This is a genomic window from Candidatus Diapherotrites archaeon (assembly GCA_030688545.1).
GTDB lineage: Archaea > Iainarchaeota > Iainarchaeia > Iainarchaeales > VGJJ01 > VGJJ01.
Genome location: JAUYHT010000002.1, coordinates 102,206 through 126,117 on the forward strand (window position 1 = coordinate 102,206; position 23,912 = coordinate 126,117).

The 23,912-nt window shown below is 49.1% G+C and carries 27 protein-coding genes, 1 tRNA gene and 1 other RNA gene; 18 read left to right on the top strand and 11 right to left on the bottom strand.

Features of this window, described 5'->3' with window-relative positions; all coding sequences use genetic code 11:
* The first annotated feature begins 60 nt into the window (after positions 1-60).
* Together Q8P05_01020 and Q8P05_01025 are read left to right on the top strand one after the other, a co-directional pair.
* Positions 61-1,476, top strand: coding sequence for a M50 family metallopeptidase (locus Q8P05_01020; protein ID MDP2666067.1), 1,416 nt, complete (start codon positions 61-63; stop codon positions 1,474-1,476).
* Positions 1,477-1,589: 113 nt separating this feature from the next.
* Positions 1,590-1,979, top strand: coding sequence for a cytidine deaminase (locus tag Q8P05_01025; protein MDP2666068.1), 390 nt, complete (start codon positions 1,590-1,592; stop codon positions 1,977-1,979).
* Positions 1,980-2,235: 256 nt separating this feature from the next.
* Here the strand turns inward: Q8P05_01025 and Q8P05_01030 are convergent, their stop codons facing one another.
* The 3 genes from Q8P05_01030 to ftsZ all read right to left on the bottom strand — a co-directional run bounded on the left by Q8P05_01030 (position 2,236) and on the right by ftsZ (position 5,094).
* Entirely contained in the window at positions 2,236-2,721 is a 486-nt protein-coding gene (locus Q8P05_01030; GenBank protein ID MDP2666069.1) for a DUF4411 family protein, read from the bottom strand.
* Positions 2,718-3,872 (bottom strand): XRE family transcriptional regulator, encoded by a 1,155-nt coding sequence (locus tag Q8P05_01035; GenBank protein ID MDP2666070.1) that lies wholly within the window; start codon positions 3,870-3,872, stop codon positions 2,718-2,720. Before Q8P05_01035 ends, Q8P05_01030 begins: the two co-directional genes overlap by 4 nt.
* A gap of 151 nt (positions 3,873-4,023) precedes the next feature.
* Positions 4,024-5,094 (bottom strand): cell division protein FtsZ, encoded by a 1,071-nt coding sequence (gene ftsZ / locus Q8P05_01040; protein MDP2666071.1) that lies wholly within the window; start codon positions 5,092-5,094, stop codon positions 4,024-4,026.
* 264 nt (positions 5,095-5,358) lie between these two features.
* On the opposite strand from ftsZ, the gene ffs reads away from it, so the two are divergent.
* From ffs to Q8P05_01060, 4 genes are all read left to right on the top strand, one after another.
* Positions 5,359-5,629, top strand: an RNA gene (gene ffs / locus Q8P05_01045) — signal recognition particle sRNA.
* Positions 5,630-5,688: 59 nt separating this feature from the next.
* Complete coding sequence (locus tag Q8P05_01050) at positions 5,689-5,916, top strand: hypothetical protein (GenBank protein ID MDP2666072.1); 228 nt, start codon at positions 5,689-5,691, stop codon at positions 5,914-5,916.
* Positions 5,917-6,027: 111 nt separating this feature from the next.
* Positions 6,028-6,099: transfer RNA gene (locus Q8P05_01055), tRNA-Asn, on the top strand.
* A 199-nt stretch (positions 6,100-6,298) separates the two neighbouring features.
* Positions 6,299-6,904 carry a hypothetical protein gene (locus tag Q8P05_01060; protein ID MDP2666073.1) on the top strand — a complete coding sequence of 202 codons (606 nt, stop codon included), beginning with the start codon at positions 6,299-6,301 and terminating at the stop codon, positions 6,902-6,904.
* A gap of 59 nt (positions 6,905-6,963) precedes the next feature.
* Here Q8P05_01060 and Q8P05_01065 read toward each other — a convergent pair whose 3' ends face one another.
* Positions 6,964-7,629 carry a TVP38/TMEM64 family protein gene (locus tag Q8P05_01065; protein ID MDP2666074.1) on the bottom strand — a complete coding sequence of 222 codons (666 nt, stop codon included), beginning with the start codon at positions 7,627-7,629 and terminating at the stop codon, positions 6,964-6,966.
* Positions 7,630-7,981: 352 nt separating this feature from the next.
* Here Q8P05_01065 and Q8P05_01070 point away from each other — a divergent pair, with 352 nt between their 5' ends.
* Genes Q8P05_01070 through Q8P05_01080 form a run of 3 tightly spaced genes read left to right on the top strand, consistent with a single transcriptional unit; the run spans position 7,982 to position 9,994 of the window.
* On the top strand, positions 7,982-8,446 hold the full coding sequence (locus tag Q8P05_01070) for an Lrp/AsnC family transcriptional regulator (protein ID MDP2666075.1): 465 nt from the start codon (positions 7,982-7,984) through the stop codon (positions 8,444-8,446).
* A gap of 33 nt (positions 8,447-8,479) precedes the next feature.
* Positions 8,480-9,109 carry a hypothetical protein gene (locus tag Q8P05_01075; protein ID MDP2666076.1) on the top strand — a complete coding sequence of 210 codons (630 nt, stop codon included), beginning with the start codon at positions 8,480-8,482 and terminating at the stop codon, positions 9,107-9,109.
* A gap of 3 nt (positions 9,110-9,112) precedes the next feature.
* Positions 9,113-9,994, top strand: a complete 882-nt coding sequence (locus tag Q8P05_01080; GenBank protein ID MDP2666077.1) for an HAD family hydrolase — start codon at positions 9,113-9,115, stop codon at positions 9,992-9,994.
* Between the two features lie 76 nt (positions 9,995-10,070).
* Here Q8P05_01080 and Q8P05_01085 read toward each other — a convergent pair whose 3' ends face one another.
* Positions 10,071-10,415 (bottom strand): MGMT family protein, encoded by a 345-nt coding sequence (locus Q8P05_01085; GenBank protein ID MDP2666078.1) that lies wholly within the window; start codon positions 10,413-10,415, stop codon positions 10,071-10,073.
* A 56-nt stretch (positions 10,416-10,471) separates the two neighbouring features.
* Here Q8P05_01085 and Q8P05_01090 point away from each other — a divergent pair, with 56 nt between their 5' ends.
* From Q8P05_01090 to Q8P05_01100, 3 genes are all read left to right on the top strand, one after another.
* Positions 10,472-10,699 carry a hypothetical protein gene (locus Q8P05_01090; protein ID MDP2666079.1) on the top strand — a complete coding sequence of 76 codons (228 nt, stop codon included), beginning with the start codon at positions 10,472-10,474 and terminating at the stop codon, positions 10,697-10,699.
* A gap of 178 nt (positions 10,700-10,877) precedes the next feature.
* Positions 10,878-11,498, top strand: a complete 621-nt coding sequence (locus Q8P05_01095) for a cytidylate kinase family protein (GenBank protein MDP2666080.1) — start codon at positions 10,878-10,880, stop codon at positions 11,496-11,498.
* Between the two features lie 26 nt (positions 11,499-11,524).
* Positions 11,525-12,076, top strand: coding sequence for an FKBP-type peptidyl-prolyl cis-trans isomerase (locus tag Q8P05_01100; GenBank protein ID MDP2666081.1), 552 nt, complete (start codon positions 11,525-11,527; stop codon positions 12,074-12,076).
* A 152-nt stretch (positions 12,077-12,228) separates the two neighbouring features.
* On the opposite strand, the gene Q8P05_01105 is transcribed toward Q8P05_01100, so the two are convergent.
* The gene (locus Q8P05_01105; GenBank protein MDP2666082.1) at positions 12,229-12,432 is read right to left on the bottom strand and encodes an NFYB/HAP3 family transcription factor subunit; all 204 of its coding nucleotides are present in this window, start codon (positions 12,430-12,432) and stop codon (positions 12,229-12,231) included.
* Between the two features lie 167 nt (positions 12,433-12,599).
* Between Q8P05_01105 and Q8P05_01110 the strand changes: the two genes are divergently transcribed.
* Positions 12,600-14,987, top strand: a complete 2,388-nt coding sequence (locus Q8P05_01110; GenBank protein ID MDP2666083.1) for a DEAD/DEAH box helicase — start codon at positions 12,600-12,602, stop codon at positions 14,985-14,987.
* 63 nt (positions 14,988-15,050) lie between these two features.
* Here Q8P05_01110 and Q8P05_01115 read toward each other — a convergent pair whose 3' ends face one another.
* Positions 15,051-16,466: a hypothetical protein gene (locus tag Q8P05_01115; protein ID MDP2666084.1), complete on the bottom strand. Its 1,416-nt coding sequence runs from the start codon at positions 16,464-16,466 to the stop codon at positions 15,051-15,053.
* A 3-nt stretch (positions 16,467-16,469) separates the two neighbouring features.
* Positions 16,470-17,015 (bottom strand): hypothetical protein, encoded by a 546-nt coding sequence (locus Q8P05_01120; GenBank protein ID MDP2666085.1) that lies wholly within the window; start codon positions 17,013-17,015, stop codon positions 16,470-16,472.
* Between Q8P05_01120 and Q8P05_01125 the strand changes: the two genes are divergently transcribed.
* The 3 genes from Q8P05_01125 to Q8P05_01135 all read left to right on the top strand — a co-directional run bounded on the left by Q8P05_01125 (position 17,014) and on the right by Q8P05_01135 (position 19,330).
* The gene (locus Q8P05_01125; GenBank protein MDP2666086.1) at positions 17,014-17,574 is read left to right on the top strand and encodes a hypothetical protein; all 561 of its coding nucleotides are present in this window, start codon (positions 17,014-17,016) and stop codon (positions 17,572-17,574) included. The genes Q8P05_01120 and Q8P05_01125 overlap by 2 nt on opposite strands.
* A 78-nt stretch (positions 17,575-17,652) precedes the next feature.
* Positions 17,653-18,228: a hypothetical protein gene (locus Q8P05_01130; protein MDP2666087.1), complete on the top strand. Its 576-nt coding sequence runs from the start codon at positions 17,653-17,655 to the stop codon at positions 18,226-18,228.
* Positions 18,229-18,421: 193 nt separating this feature from the next.
* Entirely contained in the window at positions 18,422-19,330 is a 909-nt protein-coding gene (locus Q8P05_01135; protein MDP2666088.1) for a transcription initiation factor IIB, read from the top strand.
* A gap of 127 nt (positions 19,331-19,457) precedes the next feature.
* Here Q8P05_01135 and Q8P05_01140 read toward each other — a convergent pair whose 3' ends face one another.
* Together Q8P05_01140 and Q8P05_01145 are read right to left on the bottom strand one after the other, a co-directional pair.
* Entirely contained in the window at positions 19,458-21,179 is a 1,722-nt protein-coding gene (locus Q8P05_01140; GenBank protein MDP2666089.1) for a cation:proton antiporter, read from the bottom strand.
* A gap of 30 nt (positions 21,180-21,209) precedes the next feature.
* Complete coding sequence (locus Q8P05_01145) at positions 21,210-21,473, bottom strand: hypothetical protein (GenBank protein MDP2666090.1); 264 nt, start codon at positions 21,471-21,473, stop codon at positions 21,210-21,212.
* Between the two features lie 53 nt (positions 21,474-21,526).
* Here Q8P05_01145 and Q8P05_01150 point away from each other — a divergent pair, with 53 nt between their 5' ends.
* Entirely contained in the window at positions 21,527-21,895 is a 369-nt protein-coding gene (locus Q8P05_01150) for a hypothetical protein (GenBank protein ID MDP2666091.1), read from the top strand.
* On the opposite strand, the gene cysS is transcribed toward Q8P05_01150, so the two are convergent.
* Positions 21,873-23,336 carry a cysteine--tRNA ligase gene (gene cysS / locus Q8P05_01155; protein MDP2666092.1) on the bottom strand — a complete coding sequence of 488 codons (1,464 nt, stop codon included), beginning with the start codon at positions 23,334-23,336 and terminating at the stop codon, positions 21,873-21,875. The two genes, Q8P05_01150 and cysS, sit on opposite strands and share 23 nt — an antisense overlap.
* A gap of 51 nt (positions 23,337-23,387) precedes the next feature.
* Here cysS and Q8P05_01160 point away from each other — a divergent pair, with 51 nt between their 5' ends.
* On the top strand, positions 23,388-23,900 hold the full coding sequence (locus Q8P05_01160) for a GNAT family N-acetyltransferase (protein MDP2666093.1): 513 nt from the start codon (positions 23,388-23,390) through the stop codon (positions 23,898-23,900).
* Positions 23,901-23,912: the final 12 nt, after the last annotated feature.

Sequence of the window (23,912 nt, forward strand, 5' to 3'; positions counted from 1 at the left end):
GAGCCCTATTCCTTTTGAATAGCCACGAGTTTATATATGTTAACGCGTTGCTCCTTTTGTATGCTCGACTTCTGGGGCTGGCTCATCCTCATAGGAATCGTCCTCGTCGCAAGCACCGCAGTGATTAAGAAATATGTGAAGGGCGCCAAATCCTGGGCCATCATTACCATGTTGCGGTTCGAGAAACCCCGGCGGATTTTCGATGCATTCCGGCAGCACCCAAAATGGGTGGATCGTCTCACGGATTTGGGATTGGTCATTGGATTTGGAGCCATTGCGGTGGATTATCTGTGGATGCAGAAAAAACCCATGTGGCATCGCCTCCTGGTTTTTTTGGTGGTCACGGCCGCGCTGGGAATGCTCATCCCCCTCCTTTTTCCTTTGGACAATCCCATTGTCCCTATCCCCCCGCCCGTGATCCAGGTGGGGTTTGGCATATTTGGTCTGTCGGGATTGATATTAGTCAGCCTGTTCTATTCGGGAGTGGATATCCTCAACAAGATGCTCCTGGGAAAGAATGCCTGCGCAGGAGTAGCGCCCGTGATACCCGGGGTTGATCTGCCCAATTCCCCCATTTCAGTCCCCCTGCACGCGTGGTTGAGTTTCGTGATCATCCTTATCGTGCATGAGGCCTCCCATGGATTCGTCATCCGCAAATTAGGGATGAAAATCAAATCCTATGGCCTGCTCCTCCTTGGATTTTTACCTATTGGGGCGTTCGTGGAACCCGACGAGAACGAATTAAAAAAACTTGAAAAAAACCACCCGCGGGAAGCCCTCCGCATGTACGCGGCGGGGCCGGCGAGCAACTTCTATTTCTTTGTCATCGGAACCTTATTAGTATTCCTATTCACCTTTGGAATTGCCGGCCCTATATTGGGCCCCACGCTCACCCAAATACATGGTAACGCGGTTTCGGGAGTCATAGTTCAAGAGGTGCAGGATAGCATTGTTATCTGCGGCACCGAGTTCGAGGCGCCGGCGCATAATGTCCTCTTGCCCGGGGACAAAATAATAGCCGTGGACGGGCAGCCCATCCAAGTGTTGCGGGATTACGTGCTCGCGGTGCAGGGAAAAACCGCTTACACGCTGACGATCGACCGCGATGGGGCCATAATGGATCATTCCTTCAACGCCAATGAATTAGGAAGGATTGGCATCACGGTGCGCGAGGTCGCCAATCCCGATTATACTCCTCCCTCGTGGTATGAACCCTTCCTCCAGGTCGCGGGATTTGTTGCTTCATTCGTGGGATGGTTGCTGCTCTTGAACTTCCTCGTGGCCACCGCCAACTTCATCCCCATTTTACCCTTCGACGGGGGAAAAATGGCCGTGCTCTTATTGGCCCCCTACCTGGGTTTCCTCAAGATGGATGACGCGAGCACCAAGAAAGCCATCCAAAAAGTATTCCTCTGGATCATGCTTGCCCTCATCATTGTGAACGCCGCGCCCTTGGTGATTGTGAATCCGGTGTAACACATTCCTATGTGGTGGGAGGTTGATAACTTGCACACGCCTAAATGGCCATAAAAATAGAAAAAAATGAGAATATAGAGTACTCTATTAAACCAAAAAGGAATTTTCTAACCATGAAATTGACAAAAGAGGACAAAAAATTGATTGCTCGGGCGAAAATTCTTGTCCGGCCAAAAAAAGTGAGTGGAGGCATTATCAAGGAAGTTGGTGCCGCACTCCTTTCTATGAAAGGAAAAATTTTTACGGGAACAAGTTTAGACCTTGGCTGTGGAATTGGATTTTGCGCAGAACATTCCGCCATCGCCAATATGATTTCTCATACTGATGAAACCCAAATTAAGACCATCGTGGCTGTGGGAGGGGAGAAAGTGATATACCCTTGTGGCCGTTGCAGAGAAATAATGAGATTGATAGATAAGAGAAATTATAGGAAAACGAATGTGATAATTTCTGAAAAAAAGAAAGTTAAACTAATTGATCTGTTGCCTGGAGAATGGATGTGAATTTAATTCGCCAATAAATAAATGACCATCAACACAAACGCCGTGCCCCAAAAAAGAGTCCAAAATGTTTGGTACTTCTTTCCCGACCAATTGGGCCAATAATTGATTTTCCGAACCAAAAATATATTTTCCTTCCCGAAAAAATAAACCAGATGGATCGACCAATCGTATAAAATCATGAGTGTTACGAATACTGGGATCCAATAAACCATGAGACTGAAATCAAACATGATATCACCCTTGGTATTAGAATTTTTTAAAACTTCCACTCCTCATTCCTAAACAATCCGACTATATCCACGGCCTCGATCCCGAATTTTTGACAAATAAAGGGGATCCGTACGCGGTCGCCACGCAACCGCTCCTCTGTGACAACTATTTGCTTAATTGAAATCAGTCGGGATTGATCTTTAAGTTCAATAGCCAATGCGACAATCCAAGGATCGGCACAGTAGTCACTCGATTCATCCAGAAGGGAGGGATACTTGTGCAATATTTTTTTCACTATTTCAATCTGTTTTTCTGTTTGTTTTTTGAACATTGATTTACACTTCTTGGCCCAATCCAATAGTTGATCATCTCCTTGATTAATCTCTTCAAGCACCTCCATCGGAGCCACTAATCTTTCTTTATGAGCCAATTTTGCCATTTTCTCCCAAATGCTTGGAAATACATCCATCGGGTTCCGCCGATTCAAGGTTATTAAAGAAGAACTATCAACTATATAGCAGTCTGATTTCATAATTTTGCCTTAGAAAGAACCCTTTCAAAAGATTTCGATTTGATTGACAAATAGTTCAGAGCATCGGAGTAAGTTATATAATCACGATCGAAATTGTTGGCAACCAGTGATACGAACTTGCCGCCCACCTCGGCTAGGCACTTTTTGTCTGATGGCATGCCAGCCATTTTCCTTCCTTTTTTATTCTTGATAAGTGACATTTTTATTTTGAATCTCCCAAAAATTTCATCAAATTGCGTTTTACTAATAAATTTTCCTTTCAGCATCGTTACTAATAGAAGTGCTTTACTCACTTTGAAATGAGATGACAATTTGTTGAGGTATTTCGTTTCGGTCAATGAATCACGATTTTTTTCAAATAGTCCTTTCGAAATAAGATTTGGCAGCAAAAATGAGGCGGCAAATCGATTACACCAGGATTCTATAGAATTGTGATCATTTTGGGTAACATCTGGAAGGTCTATCGCTGATTCCCCTAACAAGATATGTCCAAATTCATGCATGAGTGAAAATAATCGGGCTTCAATTGTATCTTTTGTACTAACCGTAATTACTATAGGGTTTTCATCTAATAGGACAAAACCCCGTGCGTCTTCAACAGGCATTGGAAGCTGCAGGATAAGAATGTTCAAACCTTCCAGGTTTTCGCGCAAATAGCCAAAAAACGCATATGGTGTTTTGAATTTAGTCTGCTTTTCCTCGGATAATGAAAACCTTTCACGATAGTATAGTGCTAGATTTTCTGGACTTAAGGATAAATCGATTCGCTCAATTTTCGATTTGGTCGACCTATCAATATTGGTCAAGAGAATTCGGCCGATCGTTTGAATTTTTCGTGCTTTTCTGATTGCGAAGATAGTTTTTGTGTCAAATACCCCTGCCTTTTCAGGCAACATGCGATAATCTTTAGGCAATGGTTTTTCGATCTTCGGTGACGATAACAAAAAGGATGCCACGGGGCGCTTGTAAGCGACCGCAAGTATTTTTATTTGCCTGAAACTGATTTCCTTTTTTCCGCCTTCAAACTCTTCAACTATTTCAATTGGCAGGCCCAGTTTTTCCGCTATCATCTCCTTTGACCAGCCCGCACTCTCGCGCAACCATTTGAAAACCGATGGTTTTACCGTCGTGGTCAGGGTTCTCATAGGCATGTTAAAACCTTTATATCGCAGTGATTACTTGATTCTAGTCGATAGCAATCCAACTTTAAAAAGGAAAGTAGACGCCAAACCGCCATTAAAAAAAAGGATTACCCAGGGAGCGACCCTGGGAACATATTTTAGGAAAAGTAATCGATATTATTCATAAGTAATCTATTCCAAACTCCCCCGAGCGCGAGCGGGCCTGCTTGTAGTCGTTCCGGTCGTGCCCGCTTCGGATGAAGGGACTCTTCACGCCTGTGAAGATGGTGATGACCTCAATTTTGTTCTCGAAGGTCGGGTCGACCCGGGCCCCCCAGATGACTACTGATTTTTGGTCCAATTGCTCGGTGAGCATAGTGCCAATGGCGTTGGCTTCACCCAATGTGAGCTCGGCGCCCCCGGTGATGTGAATTAAAGCGCCCTTCGCGTCGGCGATATCCACATCGAGGAGTGAATTCTTGAGCGTGTCTTCCACCACTTCATTCACTTTCTCCACGCCCTTGCTCTCTCCCACGGCAATCATGGATAATCCAGTGCCCACCATCACCGAGCGCACGTCGGCATAATCCAAGTTGATCAACGAGGGCTGGGTAATAGTTTCCGTGATTCCGCGCACGGTGCGTGCCACGAGTTCATCGGCCACTTTGAACGCATCCTGGATGGGCAGATTGGGAACTAATTCCACGAGGCGGTTGTTGTCAATAACCACTACCGTGTCGCAGACCTTGCGCAGGGACTCGATACCTTCTTCGGCCTTCAACACGCGTGCCTTCTCGAGGGCAAACGGGTAGGTAACCATGGCGATGACAATGGCCCCTTGCGACTTGGCAATCTCGGCAACGATGGGGGCGCTTCCCGTACCTGTTCCCCCTCCCATACCGGCGGAGATGAAGAGCATGTCCACGCCCGCGAGCACTTCCTCGAGGGCTTGGCGGGAGACTTCCGCGGCCTTGGCGCCTATTTCAGGATAACCCCCAGCTCCCAAACCTCGGGTAACTGACTTTCCAATGAGAATTTTGGTTATTTCATCATTGATGATGGATAAATGTTGCTTATCCGTATTCACGGCCACTAATTGAGCGCCCGCGATCCCCATATTGGCTAAGCGGTTGACCGCATTACACCCGGCACCCCCGGCGCCAATGACCATAATTTTAGGTTGACCGAAATCATCCAACCGCTCCTCTTGCTTGGGTGCGTTGGTGACGGCGTTAGAAACAATCGATTGCATTGAAATCCCCCTTTTTTGCTCCTCCGAATGGAGTGCATCCCCTAAACAACTGGACTTAAAATACCTTTTCCTGATCGAACGGAGTATGATTAACGCTTTCCTGGAAACATAACCCATTCTTTCGGGAATGGACGTTGAATTTATGACGATTTTATTTTTTTGGGGTAAAAAGGGTTAATGCTGGTCCGATTCAGTATGTAGGGAAAAAAAAACGTTATTTGGTGGAGTAGGTGGAGTTGATTTTAAGGATATTGGGCCGTATTTTGCTCGGGCTAGGTGGAGGGGTAGCCGTCCTCCCGTGCGCGAAACCGGCTATAGCGCGGCCGAATCCCGGTCATGAAGGACTGCAACCGTAGACGCCGCCAAGACGGATCGACGACCTTCTGTCCGGGAAGACTGCCCTAATTGTTGAACCCCGCCAGGCCCGGAAGGGAGCAACGGCAGGCCATTAGGATGGTGCTTCTCGGGTCGCGGAAGCGAGAGACGGATTGGCATCCGCGCCTGCGCGACCGGTATCGGTGATCGGGGCCCGCTATTTCCATTTTCTTTGGAGAAGATCGAATCGAATAAAACCTCTTGAGGAATGAAAAAACCATGGACGAAACACACATGAAATTCGACCAAGCCAAACGCATCATCCAGGAATGGGTGGATCAGCAAGGGCATGAGCGATGCTGGTATTACCCTGAATTGTTCAACCAACTCATGGAGGTGTTCGACATACGCTCAACTAAGGAAAAGAAACTCCCGCCATTGGAAGAATTCAAGGAGGGGTGTCGCCGCTACCAGAAAGAGGAATATCATTTGGATGACGATGACTAATTCCCATTCTGCCTTTCTCATACATTCCCGCTCTTCCCGCCAAACAAAATACCCATTTAAAACCCTTATCCGGCGTGGTTCGTCTGTTTCCGGAAGGAAAACAGGTCAGATGCCCCGTTAGCTCAGTGGTAGAGCGCCCGGCTGTTAACCGGTAGGTCGGTGGTTCAAGTCCACCACGGGGCGTGTTTTATTGAGTGTATGAATCGCATTTTTTCAGTGGTAGAAAAATGATTGTAATTGGACGCATATTAGATAGAATTAAAATGGCCCCTTTTTTTAATCGAATAGAAGGGATCCAGTAATGGGACGTCGAAAGCGATACCGATCAAAATCCTTTGATTTTCTTTCTCGCAAATATGATATTATTCTTATTTTAATATTCATGGCAATCGCATCAATTTATTTGTTCGCAGCAGGAATGTATTTACCGGCTTTAATTATTGGGGCCATTCCCGTAATGTATTTGCATATAAAAACTAATTATTTAAATTTATTATTTGCATTTTTATCTGAAATGATAGATGAATTAAAAATTACTTTTGGGATTGATAAAAACCATGATGAAAAAACTATTGAGATAGTAAGGTATTTGAAATCTTTTCGTACCAATAGGATAATTCATAATGAATTCGAAATACAATTGGCACTGGAAGTTTATTTGAAAAACAAATATCAAATTTTTTCAGAATTTAGGACAAAACGCGGGGAATCAATAGATTTTATTATAAATAAAAAATATGCAATTGAAGTTAAAATAGCTAAATCAAACAACACGTTAAGAAATTTAATTTCTCAAATAGAAGAGTACATGATGGAATATCCAAGATTGATTGTTTTCATTTATGATTATGGTGCCCCAGTGGATTTGAATTATTATGCCTCTAGGATAAAAGAAAAAGGGGCCAATGTCATTATTTGCAAGGGTAGATTTACCTCAAACGATTTAGATAGGAGAGAGGATAAATATGGAGTATTATATTCTCGATAGCAAAATGAAGACGGATCAGGGATATTATATTGTTAATTCTTATTTGAGAGGTAATGATTTCATATTTTCTTCCCATTTGCCCCATCCATATATTTTTTGCTCACGAAGAAGCCCACAGCCATGAGGATGAGGAATAGGGCCAGGCCGACGTAGGAGTAGAAGCCGGTTTCAGTGATGCCCGCGCCGATGAGGACGAAAGAGAGGGTGGCGGGCATCATCCCGAAGAAGGTGGCGGTGACGAAGGGAAAATATCTCAGTTTGGTCAATCCCGCGGCATAGGAAACCAGATCAAAAGAAACAGTAGGGATGAGGCGCAGGACAAACACGAACCACGCAGCGTTCTTTTCGAAAAATTGGTAGAAGGAATGCGTCTGCGGGAGAAAGCGGCGGACCACGTCCCGACCGAAGGTGCGTGCAACAATGAACGCGGTGCTCGCCGCGAGCACCCCTCCCACTAATGCCAGGGCGAACCCCGCCACGGGACCATAGATGGCACCGATGGTAATGATAATGAGGGACTGGGGGATGGGGGTTATCACGGTGGCGACGACCAACATTATGATGAGGATGAGTGGGGTGAACACCCCGAAGCTAGTCGCTTCCATCCGGATGAATTCTACGATGGGATTGAAGAACCCCGGGAAGAGGGTGGGGGATATGGTGATTCCCATCACGAAAAGGACGAAGAGGGTAAAGAGGATATTTTCCTTGGTCAGCTTCACCATAAGAGCCATCCCTCGTCAAATAGGAGAGCCGGGACGCATTAATAAAGCCTTGCGGGAAGGAAAAAGCGAATCCAAAAGAGAAAAAGCAGATAAATTTGGGGCGCAGTTCCTAGCTTCCGCGCACCCAAGAGTTTTCAGGCCGGCCCGGTGGTACGACGCAGGCCGGTAATTGTTGTGAGCCAATCACTGATCCCTATGAGTCCTCCTCTCAGGAACACACTCTTGGTGCCCATGAGCCTATCCCATGTATTCAACTATCCATCCGGGAACCTATTTATAGTTTTGGCCAGAAAAAGAGGAAAATTTGCCAAAAAAGACAAGGTTATAAGGAATTCGTTGGAAAATTTCCAATATGGCATTGGATAATCATGACAAGGACATCCTGAACGCGGTTAGGTGGAAGGCCAAAGCCCCCCTTCAGCAGATCGCCAAGAAACTCCACCTCCCCCTCTCCACGGTGCACCATCGCATCAAGCGGTTTGAAGACCAAGCCATTATTACCCGTTATGAGGCGCGGGTGGACTATTCCAAACTGGACCGCCCCATCCAGGCCTTTGTCCTTATTGAAGCCCAAAACACCCTTCCCAGCGGGGAAAAGGTGCTTCAGCAGGATATATTGAAACACGTCAAGGAATTCGCGGCCGTGGAAGAAGCCTTCGTTATTACTGGGGGAGCCGACCTCATGCTGCGGGTGCGCGTGAAGGACCTGGAAGAACTGAACGATCTCATCACTGTCAAACTCCGCAAGCTGGATGGGGTGGGGAGCACGCAAACGATGATGGTGCTCAAGGAAAGCGGCCACCACCCCGGACTCTAACACGGTTATAAACTTCCAAAATGCCGGAATAGCATGGCTATGGGGCGCAAAGTAATGAGAACGGATCCAAAAATTTTTCACTGGAAAAAATCATCCAAGAAAAGATGGACCCTACGTGCCGGATTACTTGCGGCCAATGTTGCTGCGGCGGTCGGGTTATATAAAATGGTGGAAACGCCACGCCCGACAGCCGTTAAACCGAATGTAGTGGCAGAGAAGATGATCGAATCACCCCGCCAAGTGATTCAACGTATTCCATCGTCACCATTGCATTTTTCAGAAATACCGCATGGAAACTGGTGCGCCATGTACGCCCGGTTGGCCGCGGAGCATCTATTCGGATTACGATACGTCCGTGGAGACGCTTGGAAAATAGCGGAGTTAAATCGAACGGTCTGGAAATCATCCCGGGATGGGGATCAAGGGTTCCGATCCCACCTGCGTCCCGGTCAGGTTCTTGGAATTTTTAATCCAGTCTCGAAGTATAATAAGGAAGGTATCCCCTACACACACGTAGCACTATACGTGGGAACAAAAAACGGAGCGCATTATATCATGCATCGAGTCGGGTCCAAAGACATCTTGGAAACACTGGAGTCTTTCTATAACAATCGACGCGGATGGGTCATCCGTGAAGTTATCGAACCTAAAGAGGGGTCATGAAGAATGAGCATCCGGAAGTATGTGGGTAGTAAGGTCCGTCATGCCCGGGTGGTGGGGGGGTTTATCCGGAATTCCCTGGTGTTCAAGCTCAAGCGGCAGGCATTGAGACCCCGGTACTGGTTCCGGAAGGTGAACCTCATTGTCGTGGATATGGATGGGACATTGTTCGAGGACGACGCCGGACGATGGGGATTGAAAGTGGCGTACCCGGACAGAATAGACCATTCGTCGATGGGGGATATATTGCACGATGCCATCCTGCAAAACCTATCCAAGGGCGAATTGAGTGTGGAAGAGGCCATCATCGATGGGAATAGGTTGCTACAATACCGCGGATTCACAAGAGATGATTTTCAAATCGTATTGAAGAAGATGTGGCCATCCCTGAGGAAAGAATTGGTGTATGCCCTCAAGGAATTGCAGAATGAAGGAAAACACATCGTGCTCGCCACCCTCTCCTCCAAGGAATTCGCGGACATGGTGAATGATGAATTGATTGGACGCTATGGGTTCGGCTTCGATGGTATTATCGGAACACAAGTATCGTTCGATGCCAAAGGGAAGATGGATGGGGTGAAGGATATACTGGGATTGCGCAATGGCACCACGCGAGGCGTGAAGGTGCGGACCAAGCTCTCCGCCACTCGGGAGTTGGCCCGGACCAAACGATGGAAATTCGCCCTCAATCACACGGTGCTCATCACCGATTCCTATGGGGATATTGATATGGCCAAGCACGTGAAGACCATTCTCCTTGTTCCACGGAAACCCACCCGCATCCAAGCGGTGAGCGCCGATTTTCGGCTAGCGGACAGGATCATCCCTACTGATCGGTATATGAAAGAGGAAATACTGTTTTCGTTTGGAATAGGAAAAAGGAAATAGAGGGCATTTCATCCAAATAGGTATCTCATGGATTTTATTTCATCGATTTATTTCATGAATATTTTTAATAGGGAAATTATTTCATAGGAAAATAGCCAAAGCGGGAAAGATCGATGTGACCGCGCGCATCCACTTGGATATTTTCACGGCGCAATAATTGTTTCTTCTTCCGCACACCCAAATCATACCCACCCAACCCCCCATCCGCGGCCACGACCCGGTGGCAGGGGACATGGGGAGCGAAGGGATTGCGATTACACGCATTCCCCACCGCCCGAGGGGCAAGGGGGTTTCCCGCCATCCGGGCGAGCGTCTGGTAAGTGACCACTTTGCCTTTGGGGATGCGCAAGAGGGCTATCCACACCCGCTTATGGAAAGGCGGCGCGGGATAGGATTGGATGCGTTGGAGCCAGGAGACCATTACCTAGAAAGGAAAGTCCCCCCTATATTTTTATTGGCGAGAATGGATGGAAAGGAATGCCTGCCACCATTGGTCCTACTGGAATCAAGCGACGCCGGTCCATTGGATTGGTCAGTCTGGTCATCGCAGGAGTGTTGAGCGGGTACCTGGTGGCGTTCTCATTCGATGCCCTGGCCCGCGTGATCGTATTTCCATTTTTCCTGGTTGGATTCATCTCGCTCCTCGAGGCCCAAAAAGGGGTGTGCGTGGTGCAACCCTTTCAAAAGAAGACGGAGATGGATTGAATGGCTTTCAAACGAAGGAAATTTAACTCCTCCTCCAAAAAAATATCGATGGCTCCCAAACCCCGCCATGACCAGGAAGTGGAAAGGATTTCTCATCAAATAATTTGGGTGGGAATCCTCGCTGCAAGTGTGTGTACGCTCATCGTGATGGCAATCTGAAAAAAAAAGATGTGACATCATGAAAAAAATCCAAACACCCATCCTCATCTCCGGCTTAATCGGAAGCGGGAAAAGCACGCTCGCACGAAGATTGGGAAAAAAATATGGGTTGCGTTTCATCTCGGGCTCGCAGGTGCATCGTGACGTGCTCGCGGAACGATTAGGCATTTCAGTGAAGCGGATGAACACCCCCGGATTCTGGGAAACGGAATTAGGAAAGAAAGGAACTCACATGCGGGCTGGCGATTTGAATATGGATAAGGAAGTGGACGCGCGGCTCGTGAAACGATTGAAACAATTCCCTTCATCCATCACGGATTCGAGATTGATGCCCTGGCAGTATAAGGGAAAAGCCATCCGCATCTGGCTCACGGCCCCTGAGAAGGAGCGGGCGGCGCGCGTGGCCCAGAGGGATGGAAGCACGCATCACGCGGCTCTGACAGCCATTCGGGAGAGGGGGAACACTGACCAGAGAATTTACAAAAAGCTCTATGGCATCGCCTTCGGAATGGATCTATCCCCATTCGATTTGGTGCTCACCAACACAGGATTCACCCCGACTGAAACATTCGGGTGTGTAGATAAATACATCCGGGTATGCATGGGTGTTGAAAAATCCCAGGGGAAAAAGAAGCGTTAATAAGCCTGTCGGGCTCTGGATGCGTGATGCGCCCGCTCGTATTGTTGGGATTAGGAATGCTTTTTCTCCTCTTTGCCGGGTGCACGGAAATCGCCTCGCGGAACAATGCCGGGGAGAGCAATCTGTTGGATCGACTATCAACCGAAGAGGGCATCCAACCCGGGGACACGGTGATTCTTTATTATTGGGGACGATTTGAAGACGGCACCCAATTCGATGGAACGATGGCGGGGAGCCCGGCGACATTCGAAGTGGGAAAAGGCATGCTCATCCCGGGGTTCGAGCAGGGATTATACGGATTGAAAGTGGATGACCGCACCTTCATCGACGTGGAGCCCGCCATGGGATACGGGGAATATAACCCCGCCTTGGTTCAGGAATTCGACTCCCAATTACTCATCGATGCCAACATCCCCCTGGAAGTGGGACGGAAGGTGGACACCAGCATCGGCGGAGGGGAAATTGTGGATGTGAACATGGAAACGAATAAGGTGACGGTAAACTTCAACCACCCCCTCGCCGGGAAGAAACTCATATTTGAAGTTGTTATTGTGGAAATACGGCGAAATTTAGGGTGAACCGTTAGAAATAATCAAAAAACCACCGTGAATAAATTTGATGGGGAGAAAAAAAAATTGATCCCAATTCTATTTTGGAAATAATTCTATTTTTGAAAATTTGAACGAGGAAAAAAAGCAAAAAAAATAAATGGATTACCGTGTAGAAACACTCACTTCTTTATCGCCAATCGGATATCCGCGCCGGTGATGGTTTTTCTCCCCGCGTGCTTGGCGAACACTGCGGCCTCGCGGGAGAGGTGCATGCCAGAATCTTCCATGTGCTCGGCCAGGACTTTGGCGGCCTCTTCGGAGACACGGATACCCGTGGCTTTACGGATGATGCGGTCCACGGCAGCCAAGGGGAGTTCGGTCATAGGGGGTCCTAACCCATTATCTCGTGCACCAAAATATAAAGCCATTGCCTTTATTTCGCCGAAGAAACCCGCAAATGCCTTAGAATGACGAAAAAGAGGCATTCCAAGCCATTTTCTCGGCGGCGCGGTGTTAGCGGCTTTAAAATACGCGCCAGCAAAAGATAAACATGACCTCCTATATTTCGCACCCCCTCATCCAAGAGCATACGCTCGAGCGGCGGCTCTATCAGGAAGTGATTGCCGCCCAGGTGATGGAGAAAGGGAATACCCTCGTTGTAGCTCCCACGGCCCTGGGGAAAACGGTGATAGCGGTCCTCGTGGCGGCGCATCTCCTTCAAAAAAACCCTCAAAGAAAGATATTATTTCTCGCCCCCACCAAACCATTAGCGGTCCAGCACGCGGCCCGGATGAAAGCATTCCTCACCCTCGAGGAGGGAAAAATCAATGTGCTCACGGGCGCATTATCCCCTGATAAACGGAAAGCCCTGTGGGATACCTCCATAATTATCACCGCCACTCCCCAAACCATTGAAAACGATGTCCTCACGGGGAGACAGGAACTGGAAGATGTGCAACTACTCATATTTGATGAGGCGCACCGGGGGGTGAAGGATTATGCCTATGTCTATTTGGCCCAGCGCTACATGAAAATCCGCGCCCCAGAAGGAAAAAGGATCATCCTCGCTCTGACAGCGTCCCCGGGATCGGAAGAGGAAACGATACAGGATGTGTGCAAGAACCTCTTCATCCAACACATTGTCGTGAAGACGATGCAGGACCCGGATGTCAAACCGTATGTGAATCCCATCAATGTGGAATGGCGTCGAGTGAAACTGCCGGAGGAATACCGCGAGATAAAAAACCATTTGGAAGAATTCATAAAAGAACAAATCCACTTCTTCAAACGAATGGGGTATGCGCAGAAATTGCATTTCCCCCACTACATCAAGCGGAAGGACATCATGGAATTACAGATACAGCTGCGGGAGGACATGCTGCAATACGGGAACACCAAACCATCGTTATACCATGCGGTGAGTAAAGTGGCGGCCCTCTTGAAGGTGACGCATGCTATTACCTTGTTGGAGAGCCAGGGCGTGCATACCTTACTCATTTATTTTGAAAAACTCTATGCCGAATCCACACGCAGTGGGTCATCCAAAGCCGCCAAATTGGTTTTCGAAAACCCGCATATCCGACAGGCGTATGTGCGGACCAAAGTCCATGCTGAAACTAAAGAATTAGAACACCCCAAGATAGGATTGCTCACGCGCCTGCTCACCTCCCAATTTGAGAAAAACCCAGATTCACGAGTATTGGTATTCAACCACTATAGGGACTCGGTGGCCTATGTGACGGAGGCCCTGAATGATCATCCCCCCATCCGAGCGGCGCGATTCATCGGGCAGGCCACCAAATCAGCCAAAGACAAAGGGTTGAGTCAGAAACAACAGATCAACCTGCTTGAATTATTCAGGGAGGGGACGTATAATACTCTCGTAGCTAGTTCGGTCGCGGAGGAAGGATTGGACCTTCCCTCCGTGGATTTGGTAATATTCTATGAACCGGTGCCCAGTGAAATCCGCTTAATTCAGAGACGAGGAAGGACGGGGCGAAAGGAGGCGGGAAAGGTCATCATCCTCATGGCGGAAAAGACGATGGATGAGGCCATGTATTGGGCGTCCATGCGGAAAGAGAAAAATATGCACGCCACGCTTGATAAACTCTCATCCACCGCCACCCATATCACCGCCCCGTTCAGGGACCAAACAACCCTCGCCCAGCACGCGGAAGAGAAGATCATTGTATTCGCGGACACGCGGGAGCAAGCCTCTTCGGTCATGCGCGAACTCTCATTCTACACGGATGTCAAAGTGCACGTGAAACAGTTGGAAGTAGGGGATTTTATCGTTGGACCGGATGTGGTGGTGGAACGGAAAACCGTGAATGATTTCCTGAGCAGCGTGCTGGATGGACGATTATTAAATCAGCTCATGGACATGAGCCAGGCGTATGCGCGACCGGTGATCCTACTAGAGGGAAAGCCGGAGGAATTATTCACGCTCCGCAACATCCATGAGCACGCCATCATCGGGATGCTATCTACCATTGCCCTGACGTATCGGATTCCCATTCTTTTCACTCGAGATGCCAAAGAGAGCGCCAAATTCCTCCACCAGATGGCCAAGCGGGAACAGGTGGCCAAGGATAGGGAAATACGTTTACGTCTGGGAAGGAAAGGGTTTACCCTGGAGGAACAACAGCAATTCCTCGTGGAAAGCCTCCCCCTTGTGGGGCCTAACCTGGCCCAATCCCTCCTAGGACATTTTGGAAACATCCAGAAATTGACCAATGCCACATTGGAAGAGTTGGAGGAGGTGGAGAAAATAGGCCCAAAAAAAGCCGCGGCCATCCTCAAGGTGCTGCAGGCCCCCTATACCTCCGAGAAGAAAGAGAAGACGACGCGTGTCCTCCCTCCCGAATGGGAAAAGGAAATGGCCGAAATGAAAACGGTTACGGATGTTCCGGATGGGGAGGAGTTGCCATTTGATTGACATCATTCAAGCTATTTTGGGATGAAATTGTTTTGGATTGAAATTGAACGATGAAAAAATAAATCACCCATTCACCGCATACACCCGTGCGTGCTCAGAGGAATGTACCAGGCTCAGCTGCTCGCAGGGGGAAAGATCGAGCAAACCCAATTCCACGGAACGGGAATATAATTCGTCTTGAGGAAGATACAGGTGCGTGGCTCTGAAGGATTGTAGGGCATGGGAAACCGTTTGGCAATTAGAGGAATAGAAAGCCTCCCCCATGATGGCATTGCGCCTATCCAGATCGGGGGCGAATTCAAAATAGCCATCGATCACCACGGGACGTTTAGTATAGTAGGTCATCACGTGGCCCTGGTCCCAAATGGTCAGAATGACGGCATCGGAGGGCGTATTGGTTTGGATGAACGTGAGCGCCGCGTGCTCGGCGGGGTGCACATACGGGTTTTCCGCACTCATGATTTGACCCACGACAACTATTCCTAAGAGTAACATCATCCCCCCCAGAATGGGGAGACCGCGTTTGAGGGAATGAATATGGGAAATGACCCACATCATTCCATACCCCCCCAGGATGGCCAGGAAGGGGGTCAAATAGTTCACTAACCGCATACCGAATGCGGCCGCGATAAAGGCGAGGAAAAACCAGACCAGCACGTATTCGTGGGGTTTTCCTTTGACCAAACCGGCGAGACCCAAAGCCCAAACAAAAGGGAAGAATAGAACGATTCCCAGCACCCAAAAAGGGGTTAATTCGGAGGCGTCCAAGGAGACGGGGGAAATGTAATCCGAAAAGGGCAATCCTATCGAATGAATCCAGAGGAAGAAAGTGAGGAGCATGCCGACTAAAGCAAGGGGAAGAAAAAGAGAAACGTGGTGGCGCCTGAACATAGCGACACCCAACATTCCCATGAGGAGAAACGCGTACACCACCGCGGAGAGGGGGTGGAGGAGAACCAGAGCGACGCTTCCCACCAACGCAGGAATCTCCCGGCGGGACACCCACAAATACAGGAGAAAAGGAATCATGAGTGTGGCCAGGGAATCCGGGCGCAAAAAAGCGGCCGTGCGCCAAGCATAAATAGTGGTCATTCCCGCGAAAAGAGCGGACCACACTGCCATTCCCTGGGATTGTGAGAGATGGTGCGCCAATCGGTATACGGCGAAAACGAATAATCCGCCCACTAGTACGCCGAGGATTTTTAGTACGAGCAAGGAAGAAAGTCCGGTGAGCAAAGCCAGTGTGCCCACGAGCACATGTAACAAGGGGGGATACGAATACACGCGCCCCTGCATGGAAAGGAAATCCCATTCGAGAAGGGACTGGGAGGAAGCGATGTTGTCTGACAGGCGGGCATGGAAATGGGCATCCGGATCCACCAAACCTTCAAACTGGAAAGGGACGCTGCGCACCATCATGGCGAGAAGGGCAATGAGGAGGAGCACCAGCCATGGATGGCGGAGCGCGGACCTAATCATATATCACTCCCTCAACCCGGATAGGGCAGCGCGCTCGATGAAATAATCTTCAGGGGACAAGGGGAAGGAAGGAAGTGAGAGGCCAGCCCCAAAAGAAACCAGGCCTGGAGTGAAATGAATGTCTTTGGAAAAAGATGAGAGGATACTATTCATTCGGGCAGAAGAAGGGAGAAGAAATCCTACAACGCATTCTTTTTCTTTGGACGACCATCCCACGCGGGATTGGGCCTTCTCCAGATGCCTCTCGCCCGCCACCCGGCCCAACCATTCTAATTCAGGCCGGCGGAAGGCCATGGAGTTGGCATTCAGCGCCAAGGCCATCCCGGCCCCGGCAAATCCCACATGCGCCAGCCCTCCTATTTTGGAAGCGGGAAACACCTGAACCACGCATGGGGAAAAAGGACGCGTTTGGGTCCACGTCGATATCTTTTTAAGCGTGTCAATGGCACTCGTGCTATCCAACACGCCCGGCATGATCCCTATTTTCCATGGCTTCCCCAGGAGTGGACGCAAGTCCATTGAAAGGGGGGCGATAGAAGAGGGAGACATGCTAATCCCCCAAACGGGACAGGGCTATAAAACAAGGGGTTTCACGATGACGCAATGGCATGAGAAGAGCAAACGGAAGAGCACCGGGGGCATCCGTACGAGCGTCAACCGCGCCACCAAGCGATTGCACCAGAAAGGAGGGGATTTCTCTGGGACGACATTGGATGCCCAGCGGAATACTGTGAAAGTACTCTCCGGACGCGGAAACACCCACAAATCCAAAGCGATGCATGCCCATACTGTCTCGGTGACGGATCCCAAAACCGGGAAAACGGAAAAGATGACCATTATCTGGGTGCATGAAAATGCCGCCAACCGCCTCTGGGTCCGCCGGAATATCCTGAGCAAAGGAACCCTTATTGAGGTCCAGGATGCCCAAGGAAACAAACACTTCGCTTCCGTAACCAGCCGACCCGGGCAATCCGGGATCGTTAATGCAGTCATGGCCGCGGCCCCTGAAGAAAAGAAAAAGGCCGGCCGAGGCGCCCGTGCGCGCACCGCGCGAAAAGCCCGCGCACCCAAAAGCCCGGTGAAGACCAGCGACGAAACCGCTAAATAATGTAGAAGCCTTTCGCCCGTCGATGACCTATCCGTCTGGGGAATGTTTAATAATCTGGGAATGCTTTTCCAGGTCACCATGACAAGACCCGGACAAAAACCACCCGCTCGAAAAACGCCCATACGGAATGCGGCACGTGCCACCAGAGACGCACTCACAAAATTCGCATTGGCAGGCACCCTGAAATCAAGAATTGGACGGGCGGAGGAGCGAAAGAAATTGATTGAACAAGATATACGCTTTTTTCCTCCGTGGGATCCTGCTAGAACTTTTTACGAAGAACTATACCAACGCCAACAAGAACGGCTAGAAGAACTTCGCAGCAAAGCTGGAAGAAAAGCCGGACGAATAGAAGAGAAAGCGAAAACCAAAGATGAGAGAGCACGTAGATATTCTATCGGAGCCGAAAAATTATGGCAAGATAAAGAAAGGGCGAAGTTGGCTTGGCTTCAAGCCCCCAGAAGTACCGCTAGAGAAAGTTATGAAAGAAATAAACTACACGCGATTTACAAATTTCTTTTAGCTGAATCAAGAAAAACTAATCTTTGGATTCGAGAGTCGGAAATAGCTACTGATAAAGCAGAAAATCTCAGAAGAAAAGCCCGCCGATTCCGAACGTTAGCCGCTGGAAAACCCCCTCGGGAAAGAAAATAGCCCAAATTTTTTCCATTTCGCATGAAACACATGGGCCGCTATTATAAGCGGAAAGTCATTTTATTTATAAAGAAAACTATCTCTTTTATATAGTTCAAGCGCAGCAATGGATTATCGGGTTCTCTTTAGCACAGGCTCTTTTTATGTAGGAGTCTTTGGCGTCAGGGTCCTGGAGAGGAAAGGTGGTACGATCATGGCCGGCTTGGTTTGTCCAGAATGCGGGAGCGATAAGCTCCGCAAAGATACGGAAAAAGGGGAAATAGTCTGCCAGAAATGCGGACTCATCGTTTCCGAAGACGAGATGGACTTTGGAAAAGAATGGCGGAGCTTCGACGGCGACTCTTTCGAGGATAGCGCCCGGACCGGGAGCCCCATGAAATATGTGAAGCTCAACAAGGGACTTGTTACGGTTATCGACCGCCGGGGTGCCGACGCCCGGGGAAATAAATTGTCCAGCAAGAGCAAAGCGCAAATGTACCGACTCATCAAATGGCACAAGCGCGCCAGCATCTCCAGCAGCATGCAGCGAAATCTTTCCATTGCACTGACCGAGTTGCGACGCGTGGCCAGCTACTTGAACATCCCCGAACAACTGGTGGAAGCCGCTGCCCTCCTCTACCGGAAAACTGTCAAGAAAGGACTCATTCGGGGACGGCTCATCGAAGCCGTCGTGGCGGCCGTACTTTACACGGTGTGCCGCACCTACCAGGTGCCCCGCACCCTCAATGAGATGGCCGAAGCCTCTGGATTAACCAAAAAGGAGATCGGGCGGACGTATCGTTTTCTCGTGCGCGAGCTGAAACTGGAAGTGCCCCTCACGAACCCTATCCACTATATCCCCCGCTTCGCGTCGGAATTGAATTTGAGCGGCGAGGTGCAGGAAGAAGGGCGGAAAATTTTGGAAGATGCCATAGGAAAAGGATTAATCTCCGGACGCGGACCCACGGGTGTCGCGGCCGCTGCGGTGTACATCGCCGGTCTCCTCAAAGGTGAACGGCGCACCCAGAAAGAAGTGGCCAACGTCGCGGGGGTTACGGAAGTCACCATCCGCAACCGCTACCGCGAACTCAAGAAACGATTGGATATTGAAGTGTCGGCGTAACGCCGGCATTTCAAACTATTTTTTTTATTAATATTATTTTAAAAAATAAATTATTTTTAATAAAATTTTTTCCTTAGAAAATAATTTGTAGTTTTTATTCCTCCAATGGGGAAAAGAACCCATTTTCTCACAAGTCATTCCGCACATGATGCAATTCCCGCTCGCGGTAGATTTGCTCTTTCAGCTTGACCATGTTGGGGATCGTCATGGGGCGGCCTTTACGGAGGAAGAAATTCACATTCTCCATGAATGATTTGCCCCCGATGATTTCGGTGAGGACCACGTAATCCGCTCCCAGCTTATAGAGCTTCATGGCCTCCTCGTAATAATTGGCTTTCACGAAAATCTTGAGGCGGGGAAAATAGTGTTTCACGTAATCCGTGATGTACATGGCTTCCGGGATGTCGGGAATAACTATAATGAGTAATTTGGCCTTATCCGCATGCACATTCTCCAATATCTCGGTGGAATGGGCATTCCCATAGATCGCGGGCACCTTCTTGGCTCTAAGGTAGGCCACTTCCTGGGGATCGTGGTCGATGACCAACACGTGATTTTTTCGGTGGAGGCCGAACGCCAGGTATTTCCCTACTCGTCCTCCCCCGAGGATAATAATATGGTCATCCAGCCTTTTCTCATCTACATGCTGCATGGCCTCCACTCGGCGAGCGAATATAGGGAAATGGGAAAACACCTTCACGGGAAGAACTTTTTTCAGCCAACCCTGGAAACGGGGACCGAAATCCATGTAGTAGGGCGTCACGGCCATGGAGAAGGCCGCGAGGAAGAGGAGCATCTCAAAGAGATCCCGAGGCACGGCCCCTGAAATAAACCCTTGAGTGAGGAGGATGAGGGAGAACTCTGACATCTGACCCATGCCAAAGGCGACCTTCCCGGCTGTTTGAGAACCATATCCCGCGAGCTGGGTGAGGATATAGAGAATCAGGGGTTTGAGGACGAAGACGAAGAGCACGAGAATGCCAACCAAACCAAGGGTAATCGTGGAAGGGATACCGGTTAATTGAGAACCCAGAGATACAAAGAAAATCATCACGAAGAAATCCCGTAATCCCCGGATGGAGGAGATAGCCTCCAGGTTGTAGGGGAGCTGGGCAATGGCCAATCCCGCGAGGAACGCCCCGATGGCAAGGGAAATATTCAGCAGGTAAGCGATGCCAATGAACCCGAAGCACGTGGCGAGGGCTGTGAGATAGAGCAACTCAGAGGAATTGGCCGCGATGCGATAGAGGCGGGGAAAAATAGCATGCGAGAGCACCCCCACGAGGGCGATGAGGAAAACTCCTTTTAGGAAAAGGAATTGGATTAAATCGAATGTAATGGCCTGGTTGGCAGCGAGAATGGGCAACGCCACGATGACCGCGACATCCTGAACCAGGAGAAAACCTAACATGAGTTGACCATGCAGGGATTGCAACACCTTCCTGTTTTGGAGCACCCGAATCACCACCATGGTGGAGGAGAGTGCCAGGGCTAATCCCACGTATAGAGTGCCGGTGATTCCCAGTTGGGGAAAGATGAAAAAAGCAAGAAGGATAGTGAGGGAAACCTGGGCGATGCCCCCTAGCAGAATAGTTGAACCATTCCGGAGAAATTTCAAGAAATCCGTTTCCGCTCCAATAGTGAAAAGAAGGAAGATAATTCCCAACTCGGAAAGCAAGGCAATCTCTTCCGGGTCCGAGAGCACCCCTAATCCGATGGGACCAATGATGACCCCGGCTAGAAGATAACCCATGAGGGCTGGCTGCTTGAATATCTTGGCAATATAGAGGGAAAAGGCGGCCGCGATGACCATGAAGCCCATGTTGAGCAGCAGGGAGAAATCGGCCATGCCTAACCATCGAGAAGGAGCTTAAAAAGCTCACGAATCGCCCGGAAAAACCATCTGCTCGATATCCGCTTTCCGATGGACATTAAGGGAAACGTGCAACCCGTACCCCGTGGGCTTGGTCAGGATAAGACCTTCTTTTATCAGCCCGTCGAGGGCCATACGGATATCCTTCCACAAGTCTTTGGGAAATCCCCGCGGGATATTATCATACGCCGTGTGTTTCCCTCCCCACCAGGCGTGGCGCACCATTTTGATCAGAATCCTTTTCCGAATCTCAAGGGGTGAAAGTTTCATCATTTGAAACGTTAAGAGATTATTATTTAAACTTAAGGAGAGTAAAGTTCCGTATGCAAACGGGTAAATCAACACCAGGCGCATCCAACGACCCATCCCTTTTCGTGGAATTCTTTGGCGACTACCCCTTCATCCGCGTCCTCGATTTCCTGCTGGAAAACGATGCGTTCGACTACTCCAAGAAGGACATCTGCCGCTATTCGAATGTTTCCTGGAACACCTTGGATACGTTCTGGAACCAATTGGAAAGGGAGCAGATCGTTGCTCCCACGCGGAAGGTGGGCAAAGCCATGCTGTACAAATTGAATTCCCGCAACCCCATTGTGGAACAGCTCCGCGCACTCGATCAGCGGCTCATGCGGGCCAGCTTGCAAAAAGTGGACCCTAAAAAAATAAAGCCTATTGCTGCGGATTCGGATTAATCGAAGGAACTAATTCAAATCCATCCTTCGTATCCGAAACGACATACCCTTCCTTTTCAATCTCTTTTCGCAAGGAATCGGCGCGCTTCCAATCCTTCGTTTCCCGAGCCTCTTGGCGTTTTTTGGCGAGGGCGAGGACATAACCTGGGATAGGAATTTCTTCCTGCTTGAAATCGAATATCCCCAACATCTGATCCGCCTTCTTTAGGAAATCTAGAATTAGGCGCGCGTCGGATTTGCTTATTTCCATTTTTTCCATCCATGTATTGGCCAATCGCTGGAAATCCGACAGGGAAGCCACCGCTTGCGGTGTGTTCAAGTCGTCCGAGAGGAAGGCATCGAAGGTTTCCCAGGTTTCGGAAATGATTTTTTTGATAGGATGAACTGAGATTTTGTTTGCGTATTTCCGTAACCGACGAATGAACCCATTCCATTTTGAGCGCGCGGTTTTTGCGGCCTCCAGCGAATCCCACGTGAAATTGAGCTCGCTTCGATAATGGGTGGTGAGGAGGAGGTAACGGTAGTCCAATGCATCAAACCCTTTCTTCTCAAGATCGGAGATAGTAAAGAAATTCTTTTTGGATTTAGCCATCTTGGATTTGTCAATCTGGATGAAGGCATTATGGAGCCAATAGTGCACGTACTTCTTTCCCGTCGCCGCCTCGCTCTGGGCGATCTCATTGGTATGGTGGATGGGGATATGGTCCATTCCCCCAGTGTGAATATCAAAGGTTTCCCCCAAATACTTCATGCTCATCGCGGAGCATTCAATATGCCAACCCGGATATCCTTTTCCCCAGGGGGAATCCCATTGCATGGCGTGCGAGGGTTGATTCAGCTGCCACAACCTAAAATCAGCCGGATGCTTCTTGTCCGGATCGCGCGTGACGTCCGCTCTTACAGCCTGCAATTCAGATAGGGATTGCCGAGAAAGTTTCCCGTATCCGGGGAATTTCTGGACATTGAAATAGACCGCTTGAGGGGTTGTGTAGGTATAGCCTTTTTTCTCCAGCCTCGTGATGAGGGTTATCATCTCGGGAATATGATCTGTGGCTTTCGGCAGGAAATGAGGGGGAAGGAGACGCAGTTTTTCCATATCCGAGAGAAAAATCTGGGTGTAGAATGCCGCTATGGCGGGGGGGGACTTCTTCTCCCCTCGCGCGGCCTTTTCCATCTTATCCTCCCCCATATCATCATCGCTCACCAAGTGCCCTACATCCGTGATGTTCATCACATGCGTCACCTTGTATTTCTGCCGCTCGAGGACCCGGCGCAATAGGTCCCATGCGATATACGCCCGGAAATTACCAATGTGCATGAAGTGGTATACGGTGGGCCCGCAGGCATACAGCCCCACTTTTCCCACGTGGAGGGGAACAAATTCCTGCTTGGAGCGGGAGAGGGTGTTATACAGCGTGAGAGGGAAATGGGGGGGTGGCATACCTTCCCCACACCCCATGAGCATTTAAAGATGGATTCGATACGTGGGAATATGGCCGGCTCCCATGGAAAACCCGGAAATCGGGGGGGAAAACCCAATCGATCCGAAAAATTTTCCCCGCGCGAGCAACTGCCATTGCCTTTCGCGAATAGGAATCTATTGCGCAGTCAACTGCACTTCCGGGCCGATCCCAACGTGCTAGGGTTAAAACATCGGGGTATTGTGGTGGAATTGGGGAGAAAACCCGTTGCCCGCATCCTCTATTCTATTGAAAGGAAAAAGAATGGTGAACGATTCTGGAAAATAAATGTAGATGTGATGGACTATCGTCGCCATGGGATCGCCACCAAACTGGTGCGACAATTAGTAAACATGGCCCGTATCCACAATCACCTTCTTCCAGAAAAGAAAGTGGCATTTCTGCAGGCCGCTATCGAGGCCGATAATGCCGCTTCGATCTCATTTTTCACTCAAATGGGTTTTATCCAAACCGGAAATATTCGATCGGGGGATTATAGCGAACCCCCTATTCTACTTTTCGAATACCGAATTCCAGAGAAATGACTTCCTCCCCAC